The following is a 12,809-nucleotide window of genomic DNA, read 5'->3' as shown; positions in this document are numbered from 1 at the left end:
TGCCATGTTGGTTACTGAGATGACCGGCACATCCACCACGGAGGGCATCATGAGTCACGACTTGCATGAATCGCTGCGCGATAACGTCCGCATCCTCGGCGATAGCCTGGGGCGCACCATTGCCGATGACCTGGGCGACGGCTTCGTCGACAAGATCGAGACCATTCGCAGCCTGGCCAAGCAAGGGCGTCAGGAAGACAGCGAAGGCCGCCGTGAATTGATCGAATACCTGCGCGCGCTGCCCGAGCAGGATTTGCTGCCGGTGACGCGTGCTTTCAATCAGTTTCTCAACTTCTCCAATATCGCCGAGCAGCATTACCGGGCGCGTTTTCGTCGTGTCGAGGACTACAAACCCGGCACCCAGCCCGATCTCGGCGAACTGTTCGGGCGCATTCGAAGCGCGGGCCATGCGCCGCGCAAGCTGGTCGAGACGCTGGCCGCCATGCGCGTGGAACTGGTGCTGACGGCGCATCCCACCGAGGTCATCCGACGTACTTTGATCCGCAAGTACGACGCCATAGACGAGTGCCTGAGCACCATGGAAGGCGCTACCGAGCGGGAGGAAATCGCCGACCGCGCCCGCGGGCGGCTCGAGGAATTGATCGGCCAGGCCTGGCATACCGACGAGATTCGCCATGAACGTCCGACCCCGGTAGATGAAGCCAAATGGGGCTTCGCGGTGATCGAGAACTCGTTGTGGCAAGCGGTGCCCGATTTTCATCGTGAGCTGGATGACCTGTTGCTGGCCTCCGCCGGTGAGCGCTTGCCGCTGGACGCCGCACCGTTGCGCTTTGCCTCGTGGATGGGCGGCGATCGCGACGGCAATCCCAACGTCACCGGGAAGGTCACCGAGGAAGTCCTGCTGCTGGGCCGCTGGATGGCCGCCGATCTCTATGCCCGCGACCTGTTGCGTCTCAAGTCGGAGCTCTCGATGTGGAAGGCCAACGGCGCGTTGCGTGCCGAGGTCGGCAGTGTCCCGGAGCCGTATCGGGCCTTGCTCAAGCGCTTGCTGGCAAGGGTCGAGGCGACGCGCGACTGGGCCAAGGCGCGCCTCGATGGACGTCCCTTCGACAGCGATGTACCGATCATAGAAACTCGCGATCAGCTCTATGCGCCGCTGTTGTCCTGCTATCGCTCGTTGTGCGACGTGGGTCTGGATACCATCGCCAACGGCAGCCTGCTGGATACCCTGCGGCGCGTGGCGGTATTCGGCGTCTCGCTCACCAAGCTGGATATCCGTCAGGAATCCAGTCGTCATGCTCAGGTCTTCGACGAGCTCAGCGATTGCCTGGGGCTGGGTCACTACCGCGAGTGGGACGAAGAACAGCGTCAGGCTTTCCTGCTCGAAGAGCTGGAATCACCGCGTCCGTTGATTCCTCGGCGCTGGGATTGCTCGTCGGAAACCCGCGAGGTCATCGATACCTTCCGCGTCATCGCTCGCGAGCACCGCGAGGCGCTGGGCACCTACGTCATCTCCATGGCGGGGCAGCCGTCCGACGTGCTGGCGGTGGCGCTCTTGATGAAAGAAGTCGGCGGCGACATGCACCTGCCTATCGCGCCGCTGTTCGAGACGCTCGATGACCTCAACCGCGCCGGCGACGTCATCTCCCGATTGCTGTCATTGCCGGGCTACCGGCGCATGGCCGGCGATGGCCAGGAAGTCATGATTGGCTATTCGGATTCGGCCAAGGACGCCGGTCAGTTGGCTGCCGCCTGGGCTCAGTACCGCGCCCAGGAACAACTGGTCGGCATCTGCCGCGAGCACGGCGTCGCGTTGACGCTGTTCCATGGGCGTGGTGGTACCGTGGGGCGCGGCGGCGGCCCGGCGCATGCGGCAATTCTCTCGCAGCCGCCGGGCTCGGTGAACGGCAGCTTGCGCGTCACCGAGCAGGGCGAGATGATCCGCTTCAAGTTCGGTCAGCCGGATATCGCCTTGCGTTCCATGGAAATCTACGCCTGTGCGGTGCTCGAAGCCACACTGCTGCCGCCTCCCGACCCCGAACCGGCATGGCGCGAGGAAATGGACCGGCTGTCCGATATCGCACATCGTGCCTACGTCGGCGTGGTGCGCGAGGACCCCGACTTCGTGCCTTATTTCCGCTCGGTGACGCCGGAAAGCGCGCTGGGCCGTCTACCGCTAGGCTCGCGCCCGGCGAAGCGACGCCAGGAGGGCGGCGTGGAATCGCTGCGCGCGATTCCCTGGATCTTCGCCTGGACCCAAACGCGCCTCATGCTGCCGGCCTGGCTGGGCAGCGGCGAAGCCTTCGCCACGCGTCTTGCCGAACCCGACGGTCGCGAGCGCCTGCGCGACATGCGTGAACGCTGGCCGTTTTTCGGCACGTATCTGGACATGCTCGAGATGCTGCTGGCCAAGGCTGACCCGGATATCGCCGCCTATTACGAGCGCCGTCTGGTCGATGAACCGGCGCTGCAAGCCCTGGGCAAGTCGCTACGCGAGCGTCTGGCGCATCTGCACACGGCGTTGCTGGATATTCTCGACCAGGATGAGCTGCTCGAGCATACGCCGCTGATTCGCCAGGCCATCGAGGTGCGCAACCCCTATATCGACCCCTTGCATGGCCTGCAGGCGGAGCTTCTTCAGCGTAACCGCGACGCTGACGGCGCGATCAGCCCCGAGCTGTCGCGGGCCTTGATGGTCACCATGGCGGGGATCGCCGCGGGTCTGCGTAATACCGGGTAAGTGCTGCTTTTTCTTGCCCCGAACGTTGGTCATGACTGGCGGGCGGGCGTCAGCAGCGTCCGCGTCAGCATGCCGCCGACGAGGCCCCAGAACGCCGCGCCGACACCCAGTAGCGTCACGCCCGAGGCGGTGATGAGAAAGGTGACCAGCGCCGCGTCACGTTGGGACGCGTCATGCAGGGCGTTATGCAGGCTACCGCCGATGGTGGTCAATAGCGCCAGCCCCGCGATGGCCAGCACTAAAGGGCCGGGCAGGGCGGCAAACAGCGTGCCGATGGAACCGCCGAAGACGCCCGCCAGCAAGTAGAAAGCCCCTGCGCAAGCGGCCGCCATGTAGCGTCGCCCGGGGTCTGGATGCGCCTCGGGTCCCATGCAGATGGCAGCGGTGATCGCCGCCAGGCAGATCGAGAAACCGCCCAGTGGTGCCAATATCAGCGTCGCCAATCCCGTGCAGGCGATCAACGGTGACAACGGGGGCGTATAGCCCGCTGCGCGCAACGTGGCCACCCCCGGCGCGTTCTGGGAGGCCATGCTGACCACGAATAGCGGAATACCCACGCCGATCAGCGAGGACAGTGTGAAGCGTGGCGCGATCGGTTCGGGCATATCGATGGCCAGCGTGACGCGCGTCGTGTCGATGCCGCCTTGCCATCCGGCGACGGCCAACCCCGCCAGAAGGACACCGAGCACTGCGTAGCGCGGGCAATAGCGCCGCCCCAGCAGATACGCGATGCACATGGCGCCTACCAGGGACAGGTTATCCTCGAGCGAGGCGAAGGCCTCGAGCCCGAAGCGCAGCAATACTCCCCCGAGCATGGCAGCGGCAAGAGCGTGCGGAATGCGCTCCATGAGCCGCGCGAAGATTCCCGTGACCCCGCATAGCACCATCAGTGCCCCCGAGAACAGGAACACGCCGATGGCCTCGGCGAGCGTATAGTCGCCGAGGCTCGTCGCCAGTAACGCCGCGCCGGGGGTAGACCACGCGGTGAGCACCGGCACGCGATAGTAAAGTGACAACCCCAACGAGGTGACGCCCATGCCCAGCCCCAGCACGCTCAGCCAGCCGCCAATTTGTGCGGGGCTGGCGCCGGCGGCCTCGGCCGCTTGAAAGACGATCACCGCTGAACTGGCGTAGCTCACCAGCACGGCCACGAACCCCGCCACGATAGCCGAGACGGAAAGATCGCGTAGGAAAAACGGCTGACGCATGGTGGCTCCTTGCTCAGGCGGTCGGCGGATTTTGGCATGATGTGCGTTATAACGCACAGTAGCAGCGCCGACGATGACGTACAATTGATCCACGGTGCAGTTAATCCACGGTGCAGTCATTCCAAGGACGGTTTATCGGAGGCTAGGTATATGCAGGAACCGACACCGCATATCGCCGCGACACTCAAGACGCTGCGCGCCGCGCAAGGCTGGAGCCTGGATCGGGCATCACACGTGACGGGCGTCAGCAAGGCGATGCTGGGCCAGATCGAGCGTGGCGAGTCGAGCCCCACCGTGGCAACGTTATGGAAAATCTCGGGTGGGTTCCGCGTATCGTTCTCGTTGTTCTTCGACCAGGCCTCGATACAGGGCGCTCCGCCGGACAACGCTGCCACTGCGGTATTGGAAGACGCCGCCGCCGGCATGACGGTAACACCGCTCTTCGCCTTCGACCCGGACCTGTGCTTCGAGATGTTCCTGATCGAACTGGCGCCGGGCGCGTGTAGCGAGTCATCGCCCCACGAACCTGGCGTTGTCGAGCATGTCGTGGTGCTCGAAGGTGCGCTGGATCTGGGCCTCGATGGGACGTGGAACACGCTCAGCACCGGCGAGGCGCGCCGTTTCGCCGCCGACCGCGAGCACGGCTATCGTAACCTTGGCGATCGGGTGGTCCGCTTTCACGACGTGATTCATTACCCGAGTACTTGAGTTAGTGTTCATGTCGTTTCAACCACCGACGTGCTATTTACGGATGTCCTCTAAGGCCTCGGGCCTATATTTCTCCAGCAATGCCCAGAGGATGGCCGCGCTTTGCGTATCGGGGAATCCATCGTAGCGCGCGGGCCGAAAATGCATCTGAAAGGCACGCAAGGTGTCATGCGTGAGTGCATCGAAGGTTCCCGTGATACGCACCGGGTAGCCGTAAGCCGCCAACGCACGCTGTAACTGCCCCACGCTCCGTGGATGCTGCGTGAAGTATTCTTGATAAGCCGCGACGCGGTCGGCGTCGGGCCAGGCACCGATGCCCGCGCGATAAAGCCGGTACCAAGGAAAGCGAGGGCCAGGATCGATCTTGCGTTGCGGGGCGATATCGGCATGGCCGACGACATCCATGGGGGCGATGTCGTGGCGCTCGATGACGTCCCGCGCCAGGTCGATGAGCATATCGATCTGGCGTGCGGGATAAGGCGTCCAGGTGCGTCCATGGGACGTATCGCGCGGCCCACGATTGACGATTTCGATACCGATGGACGTGTCATTGAGGTTCGAACGCGACCCCCAGGCGCTGGCCCCGGCATGCCAGGCGCGCCGCGATTCATCGACCAGTTGATAGACCGTCGGCGTGCGTGTCACCAGATAGTGCGAGCTTACGTGTGGCCCGGTCAGGGTGCGGAGCGCACGTCGTGCATCGCTGTCGGTGTAATGCAGCACCAAGTGGCGCACGCGGCTGCTCTGCGCGCTGGACTGATAACGATGATCGACTCGGTAGCCGTCACGTGATTCGGTTGTCGGTGTGCCGCTGCACGCCGTCAGCGTGAGCAGGCAGGCGATAACGATGCAGGCCAGCGGAAGGCAGGGCACGGAGAGTCGCCATGGCGATTGATGCAAATGAAGGCGTGACGTCGGCATGGCGGCGTCTCCGGCGTTGACGTATTACAGGGCGGCATACCAGTGAGCGATCAGTATGCCCAGTGTGAGTGTCAACGAGAAGCTCAGCATGGTGCCCAGCAGGACGTACTCGGTGAGCTTGCGGTCGCGATCCTCACGTAGATCGCCGAAACGCAATACTGACTTGGCAGCCAGCAGGAATCCGATGGGCACGAGCTGGCCAGCCAGCACGAATGTCAGCACCAGAAACCGCTCGAGCATGCCGATCCGCGCGCCCGCATCGGCGAGCGTGCCGCTGTTGTCCACGCTATGGCTCCAACGCCGCATGATCAGAGCGATGAGAATCGAGAACGGCCGCATGACGATCAAATACGCCAAGGCCACCAGCAGGGTCCGTGGATGCAGTAGCCATGCGATGGCCTGGCCGAGCCAAGCGCCGTCATCGACCAGCCATGCCCAGGTGATGACGAGCACGGTGACATGCAGGGCCTGATCGACGACGAAGTAACGTATGCGTTCGGCCGGGGCGTGGGTCTTGAAGGCATCGATGACGAGATGCGTGACCGCGATGAAAACCGCCCCTAGCATAGCGGTGGCAAGGGATTGAGAACTGATGAATACCAGCCAGGCCAACGCGCCATGCACGCCGGCATGCAAGTAAAGGGCTCGGGAACGCTGGCGACGAGCGTTCTTGTCGCGAACCCAGGCAGCGCTCTGGAGCAGAAAGTCACCGGCCAGATGCGCGATCAGCAACAGCAATAGCGTGGTCAAGGGCGAACCGATCATCGCGGAGCCTCCAAGATGGTGGCGATACGCTGGCCGACATGCGTGAGATACTCTTCGATCAGCGGCCAACGTGCGGCGTGCAAGCGCTGATGGATAGTCGATTGCGCGCGTTCGAGACGTTCGGCCAAAGCCTTCTGGGTTTCGGCCTGCTGCAGTTGCCAGTACGTCACTTCGGCGGCGTTATGGGTCCAGCCCTGAATGATGGCATCGGCGAAGCGGGTCAACAGGGCCAGGGTGTCATCGGGCTTGAGCAATGACAGCGCAAAGCGTGTATCGCCCTCGCTCAAGGCATCCAGGGCCTGGCCGGAGCGCACGTAAACCTCGCCATTGGCCGAGGCGAAACGTCCCGCCTCGGGTAAATGCCCCGGACCGACCGCCACTGCGATGCGGGCGTCCCAGGTCTCGCGTCGAGAAGGGGAGTGCCGTATCAACGCGGCACGAGCCAGTACGGCGGCCGTCATAACCTGCGCGGGTGAGCGCAAGGCGACTTGAAAGCCATCGCCTCGGTAGCGGTCCACGTATGCCCCGTATTGCGATTCGAGGAGTCCTAGTGCGCTCTCGAGCGCTTGATCGAGCCGTGTGTGATCCTTGATGCGGCGTGACCCGACGATGTCGCCGGTCAGTACGCCGAGCGGGGTTTCATTCATGTCTTTTATCGCCTTTAAATACGATATATGGCAATAATAGTATAATAATTATATAAGTCTAGGTAATCGTAAAATTATACGATTTTTTGCTAGGCTGGCACGATACTGTATGTTCTGTAATTATATACAGTAATTGAGGCAGACGAACCCTGCAAGGTACCACCGTGTCAGTAGAGCGGGATGGTGATCATGGTATCTGTCGCCCTGGCATTCCCGGTCGGATGCTATCAGGCTTGCGTTTCAAGTGCCTCGGCGGGGGATGAGAGCATCTGCGCCTGGGTGGTATTGCGGCCTTGGGCCTTGCAGGAATACAGGGCTTCATCGGCGCAGGCGATCATGTCGTCGATGTCCGCGCTGGTGCCGGGTGGGCTGGTGACGCCCCCCACGCTGACGGTCACTACGTCGGCGGTGGGCGAGTATTCATGAGGTATTCCCATGGCCTGGATCATGCTACGCGTGGCATCGGCCAAGCGCCAGGCCTCTTGGCTGGGGGTATCGATGAGCAAGACGAGAAACTCCTCGCCGCCCAAACGAACGACGATATCCGTTTCACGGCGGAAGGTATCGCGCAATACGCCAGAGATCTGCACTAGGCATTCATCGCCGGCTGGATGGCCGTAGTAGTCGTTATAAGGTTTGAAATGGTCGACATCCATCATCAACACCGACACCGCACAATCCAAGCGGCGCGTCAGTGGTAGGGCGACATCGATACGGTTTTCCAGCATGCGGCGATTGCCCAGTTTCGTGAGCGGATCGACCAGTGATTGTTCCAGCAATTGAGCATTGTGTGTCTTGAGGTCCTCGACCAACTGCTGGAATTGGCGTGTCAGCTCGCCGACTTCATCGTGACGTTCGGTGAGATAAGTCGTCATCATGAGGTGGGTAAGGTATCTTATAAGTAAAATAAAATTAGCTTCCTGTGAGTTGACTCACATCAGGTGGGACGGTCGTTTGAAAATGGTGTAAGGCCAACCAGGTATCGAAGTGTCGGTTATCTTGTAAAGTATCGATTTAATAAAAGCTAGGCTTTGTTCGAAAAGTCGAATGGGGGCGTCCGGTGCAGTGCGGTGCTAAGCGACGTGCTGCATTCCCTGTGAGCAGGTGACGTACGTATTAGTTGAATTCAGGACATAAAAAAGCCCCGCTCATGGAGAGCGGGGCGCTAAAACGTCAGCTAGTCAAGAGAGGTCTTCTTAGAAGTTGAGACCGAAGTTGGTCTGCAGGCTGGTGTGCCAGCCATCATCGTCCGGCGAACCGAAGTAACCAAGCGCGTTCTTGTTGGAAACAACACTGAACCAGGCGTAGTAGGGGCCGGCGGTGACCTTCATGCCCAAGTCGTTGAGCATCGGGTCGTCAGCATTCTCGCCGAAGCCGCCCTTGTTCGGCGAATAATCGCCGTTCGGGCTGACATAGCTGAAGTCGTTGTAGAAGTAGACATTGTCGATGTCACCCCAGTCGACGTTCATGCTGTAACCCACGCTGGCGGAGTACATTTGGCCTTCGGCGGGAATCAGATAGTTGAAGCCAAATGCGCCAATCTGAATCACATCATCGGAGATACCGCTTTCTTCGACGTCGGGATTCTCGGCATCGTATTCGTAGGCGGTGGCCTGCAGTTGCGTCAGCCAGGAACCGTAGCTGCCGTTCAAGCCCACGGCGGCTTGCCAGTTGCTGCCGCTGTCGTTGGTCTGGTTGTTATAGAGTTGACCGCCCTTGGCCGAGAAGTTGATCTCGGTGGTGTAGTCGGTGCCCTGACCGAAGGTATAGGCGACACGCGCAGCTACCTGATTTTCTTCGGTATTGCCTTGATTGCCGCGTGTGTCGAGATCGCCATTGTCTTCATAAGTGGCATCAGTGGTACCGCCGATGGCGTTGGCACCGTAGTGCTCATTGCTATCACCTAGCTGATCGCTCTTGAAGAAGGCCAGTGAGGTATTCCAGGCGCCCTGGGTGTGATCCCACTTGATACCCGCGTTCTGGTTGTCGTTGAAACCGGCAAGATAAGGCAGGTTGCCGTACCAGCCCAGATAGCCGTAATCCATGTTGCCGAACGGTGTCTGGACCAGACCCACCTTGACGGTGTCGTTATCGCTGGCCTGATAGCCCATCCAGCCCTTCTTGAGAAACTGGTAACCGTCGTAGAAGCGATACTCGAACGAATACAGGAAATTGCCATGCTGACCGTCGACACCGAGCACGAACTTGCCGAAGTCCATGTCGCCGGCGGTGTCCTTGTCGGCTGTATTCCAGTCGTTGTAAACGCCTTTCAACTGGAGCGTACCGCTGAACTGGGAATTCTGGATCGAGTCGATCAGCGAGCGGTTTTCCTCGGCCAGATCACGCGTCTGCGAACTTGCCTGGCTGCTGTCGGCAGTGGTGGTCGACTGCTGAGCTTCCAGTTGCTGCTCCATGCGCTCGACTTGTGCGCGCAGGGCATCCAACTGACGCTGCATGGCCTCGGTGTCTTGTTGTGCCAAAGCCGGTGCAGCAAAAGCCAGTGTGCCGGTAACGCCCATGGCGAGGCCGGCTGCCTTGAATGATAGTTGTGCCACTTTTTTCTCCGTTTCCTACTTAGGGTCGTGAGTCGTCGAATGGGCTGGGTCGCCCTTGCGAACTGACGTCAAGGAAACATCGAACCGGGTATCACATGACCCCTCGTTCATGGGATGCACGAAGGCGCATTCACCCTGCGAGTGGGGGGCATTGAGCGATGGCAAACCATGTAGTGGTATGCGGTTCAAACGTTCCCTGAATTTTCTTCATTTTTAATTATGGAGCGCATCATACCGAAAATCTGCCGTTACATAAACAGGTGTTATGGAATGGTAGGAAAACCCCCGTATGAGCGCTTATGAAGGGCAATGTCGCGTCACGGATATGACGTTTTCATGGTTACCTCTGATAGCTACTTCTGATGGCGACCTTTGATAGCTGCTATTGATGACCGCTTCTGATGGCCACTTCTGTTAATATTCCGCACTTTTGATACAACACACTCAACGGGAACACGGCAATGAACGCGGTTATTTTGGCCGTTCTGGTCATGGTGGGGCTCGCATTGGCGCGAGTATCGGTAGTGTTTGCGCTTATAGTGGGCGCCTTGGTGGGTGGCCTGGTCGGCGGTCTGGGGCTCGAGGACACGCTGGCGGCGTTCAACGATGGCGTGGGAGGCGGCGCCAAGGTGGCGCTGGCCTATGCAACGCTGGGGGCGTTCGCGGTGGCGATTTCACGCTCAGGGCTTCCCGACTTGTTGGCTCAACGCTTGATTCGTCTGCTCGGGCACGAAGCGTCATATAAACGCCAATCGGCGGTGAAATACATCCTGCTCGTAGCCTTGCTATTGGTGGCGATTTGCTCGCAGAACCTGATTCCCGTGCATATTGCCTTCATTCCCATTCTGGTCCCGCCGCTGCTCAAGATCATCAATCCCCTGCGTCTGGATCGACGCATGGTGGCGTGCGTTCTGACTTTTGGCCTGACGGCGCCCTATATGCTGTTACCTGTCGGGTTCGGGGCGATTTTCCTCAACGATATTCTGTTGGCCAACATCAATTCGGCGGGTGAGGCCGTGGGGCTTGAAGTAACGCGTGGCATGGTGCCGCTGGCGATGGGAATTCCGGTCGCTGGTATGGCGCTGGGGCTCTTGGTGGCTGTGTTCTATTCCTATCGCAAGCCGCGAGATTATGAAGTGCGCGATGTCGTGACGAGTAACGCACCGAATCATTCCGGTGAGGTCAGTCTCCACACTCGTGGATTGGTGATGGCCGTCGTGGCTATCGTCGCCGCCTTGTCGATTCAACTGTATAGCGGTTCGATGATTATGGGTGGGCTCGTCGGTTTCGCCCTGTTATCGCTGGGCGGCATCTTCAAATGGCGTGAAGCCGATGATCTTTTCACCAGCGGAATGCGCATGATGGCATTGATCGGCTTCATCATGATCACGGCGGCGGGGTTTGCCTCGGTCATGCAAGCCACGGGCGATATCGACACGCTGGTTGAAAATGCCTTCGCCATTATCGGTGACCATCAAGGGCTCGCCGCATTGATCATGTTGTTAGTTGGTTTGTTCATCACGCTGGGGATCGGCTCGTCGTTTTCGACGATTCCCATCATCGCCGCGATCTACGTTCCGCTAGCCGTGCAGTTCGGCTTCTCGCCCATGGCCACGGTGGCGTTGGTAGGCTCCGCCGCCGCGTTGGGCGATGCCGGCTCGCCGGCGTCCGATTCGACGCTCGGGCCGACCTCGGGGCTCAATGTCGACCGCCAGCACGACCACATCTGGGACTCGGTCGTTCCCACCTTCATTCATTACAACATCCCGCTCATTGTCTTTGGATGGCTAGCGGCAATGTGGCTTTAAATGAGCGCTTGCCCATTTTAAGGAACGGCTTAAGGGCGGCGTAGTAGTGTTGCCCAACGTGCTTGAAGGCATTAAAGGCGACTGAAAAAGGCAAAGCTTGAGCTGGGATAACTAAAAAACAAAGACAGGACTTGGCAATAAGCAAAGAAATAGAGATAATATAGCGGCATCCCAACTGTCTAGAGGTAAAAAATGTCTCTGTTGAGCGAGTACATGAAAAAGGAACAGCTGCTAAAGCAACTCAGCGAAGAGTTGCAGCAGTTGGAAAAGGACCAGCGCCTGACATCTGAGCTGGAGTTCAAGGAAAAGCTCGAAGCCTTGATGAAAGAGTACGACAAGACGCCTGCCGCCGTTATCGAAATGCTCGATCCGCAGCCGGCTTCTCGTCCCGAGTCAGCGTCTCAGGCAAACACCGGCGGGCGCCGCAAGCGCAAGCTGAAGATCTACAAGAACCCCAACACCGGTGAAGTGGTGGAAACACGGGGTGGTAACCAAAAAACGCTCAAGGCGTGGAAAGATCAGTACGGCAACGAGACCGTCGAGTCTTGGTTGGTGCGCGTCGAGGACTAAGCGTCCTTCGAGATAAGCGCTTATCAGTGAAAGCGCATTAAGTACGCCAAGCCGTACTGTCTGAAAAAGGCTGATGCTCTAGAGCATCAGCCTTTTTATTTGCCTTGTGGTGAACCGGGGAATTAATGAATCGTCAAGAGCGGCACGCCCAGTTCAAACCTTTCGAGCTGCGCATGTGGTGATGAGGTTTCCCGCCACGTCACCATGACCGGTTCGCCACTCAACCACTCATTATGCGTGGGTAGCCACTCATAAAGTAGGTGAGCAAATGCGCCGGCGATGTTCTCCCTACCCGCCACATGCATCTTGACCTGCCGTCTGGCAGGAATGCGGACCTGCCTAAATGCCATTGCGGGAGGTGTCATACAGTCGCCTTCGACCTTGAAACCGAAGTCGATCCGCATCCTGCCCGCGGGGGTGATATTCGGATCATCGTGATATATCCAGGTTCGCGTGACCTCGCACCCCTTCAAGTGATGGCGCCATGGTTGTGCGTAGTGGCGCCACAAGGAAGGCTGATCCCTCATCGGTACATCGCCGTAATGCCGCGTCAAGAAACAACGGATCTGTGGTCGCGCCTCGATCGTCAACGCCTCGGGGGCGCGCCGTGTAATCGTGTCGCGCAAGCGGTCATGAAAGCGACGTCGATAGTCGCTGGGCGATACGCCGAAGTAGCCATGAAAAGCACGCGTGAAAATAGCGTGGCTGCGATAGCCACAACTGATGGCGATATCGAGTACCTGCATTGGCGTTCGGCATAGCAGCAAGGCCGCGCGTTCCAGCCGCAGTGAGTCGCGATAACGGCCGGGCGAGATCCCTCTCTGCCAGCCTAGTTGTCCAGATGGCGATTTCGCCTGAATCCCACTCAGAGAGGGTGGTATGAGAGCTTCCATGCCAAGGTACTCCGAAGAACGTAAGGCCGCAGT

General features: G+C 59.6%; 11 protein-coding genes. 4 read left to right on the top strand and 7 right to left on the bottom strand.

Annotated features, from left to right (window positions below):
* Positions 1 to 49 precede the first annotated feature (49 nt).
* A complete protein-coding gene (gene ppc / locus OP496_RS00055) occupies positions 50 to 2,701 on the top strand; it encodes a phosphoenolpyruvate carboxylase (RefSeq protein WP_280561265.1) in 2,652 nt (883 codons plus the stop codon).
* Positions 2,702 to 2,730: 29 nt separating this feature from the next.
* Here the strand turns inward: ppc and OP496_RS00050 are convergent, their stop codons facing one another.
* Positions 2,731 to 3,909: a benzoate/H(+) symporter BenE family transporter gene (locus OP496_RS00050; protein ID WP_280561263.1), complete on the bottom strand. Its 1,179-nt coding sequence runs from the start codon at positions 3,907 to 3,909 to the stop codon at positions 2,731 to 2,733.
* Positions 3,910 to 4,059: 150 nt separating this feature from the next.
* On the opposite strand from OP496_RS00050, the gene OP496_RS00045 reads away from it, so the two are divergent.
* The gene (locus OP496_RS00045) at positions 4,060 to 4,617 is read left to right on the top strand and encodes a helix-turn-helix domain-containing protein (protein WP_280561262.1); all 558 of its coding nucleotides are present in this window, start codon (positions 4,060 to 4,062) and stop codon (positions 4,615 to 4,617) included.
* A gap of 33 nt (positions 4,618 to 4,650) precedes the next feature.
* On the opposite strand, the gene OP496_RS00040 is transcribed toward OP496_RS00045, so the two are convergent.
* The 5 genes from OP496_RS00040 to OP496_RS00020 form a co-directional block, all read right to left on the bottom strand.
* Positions 4,651 to 5,538 (bottom strand): N-acetylmuramoyl-L-alanine amidase, encoded by an 888-nt coding sequence (locus OP496_RS00040; RefSeq protein ID WP_280561260.1) that lies wholly within the window; start codon positions 5,536 to 5,538, stop codon positions 4,651 to 4,653.
* A gap of 24 nt (positions 5,539 to 5,562) precedes the next feature.
* Positions 5,563 to 6,303 carry a DUF3307 domain-containing protein gene (locus OP496_RS00035; protein ID WP_280561258.1) on the bottom strand — a complete coding sequence of 247 codons (741 nt, stop codon included), beginning with the start codon at positions 6,301 to 6,303 and terminating at the stop codon, positions 5,563 to 5,565.
* The gene (locus tag OP496_RS00030) at positions 6,300 to 6,950 is read right to left on the bottom strand and encodes a hypothetical protein (RefSeq protein ID WP_280561257.1); all 651 of its coding nucleotides are present in this window, start codon (positions 6,948 to 6,950) and stop codon (positions 6,300 to 6,302) included. Before OP496_RS00030 ends, OP496_RS00035 begins: the two co-directional genes overlap by 4 nt.
* Positions 6,951 to 7,177: 227 nt before the next feature.
* A complete protein-coding gene (locus OP496_RS00025; RefSeq protein WP_280561256.1) occupies positions 7,178 to 7,828 on the bottom strand; it encodes a GGDEF domain-containing protein in 651 nt (216 codons plus the stop codon).
* A 318-nt stretch (positions 7,829 to 8,146) separates the two neighbouring features.
* Complete coding sequence (locus OP496_RS00020) at positions 8,147 to 9,505, bottom strand: hypothetical protein (RefSeq protein WP_280561255.1); 1,359 nt, start codon at positions 9,503 to 9,505, stop codon at positions 8,147 to 8,149.
* 461 nt (positions 9,506 to 9,966) lie between these two features.
* Here OP496_RS00020 and OP496_RS00015 point away from each other — a divergent pair, with 461 nt between their 5' ends.
* Both OP496_RS00015 and OP496_RS00010 read left to right on the top strand, forming a co-directional pair.
* Complete coding sequence (locus tag OP496_RS00015; RefSeq protein ID WP_280561254.1) at positions 9,967 to 11,313, top strand: Na+/H+ antiporter family protein; 1,347 nt, start codon at positions 9,967 to 9,969, stop codon at positions 11,311 to 11,313.
* A 192-nt stretch (positions 11,314 to 11,505) separates the two neighbouring features.
* On the top strand, positions 11,506 to 11,883 hold the full coding sequence (locus OP496_RS00010; protein WP_280561253.1) for a histone-like nucleoid-structuring protein, MvaT/MvaU family: 378 nt from the start codon (positions 11,506 to 11,508) through the stop codon (positions 11,881 to 11,883).
* Positions 11,884 to 12,005: 122 nt separating this feature from the next.
* Here OP496_RS00010 and OP496_RS00005 read toward each other — a convergent pair whose 3' ends face one another.
* Entirely contained in the window at positions 12,006 to 12,776 is a 771-nt protein-coding gene (locus tag OP496_RS00005; protein WP_280561870.1) for an AraC family transcriptional regulator, read from the bottom strand.
* Positions 12,777 to 12,809: the final 33 nt, after the last annotated feature.

Source organism: Chromohalobacter sp. 48-RD10 (genome assembly GCF_029889785.1).
Lineage (GTDB): Bacteria > Pseudomonadota > Gammaproteobacteria > Pseudomonadales > Halomonadaceae > Chromohalobacter.
This window is presented reverse-complemented; position numbering and strand designations above follow the sequence as displayed.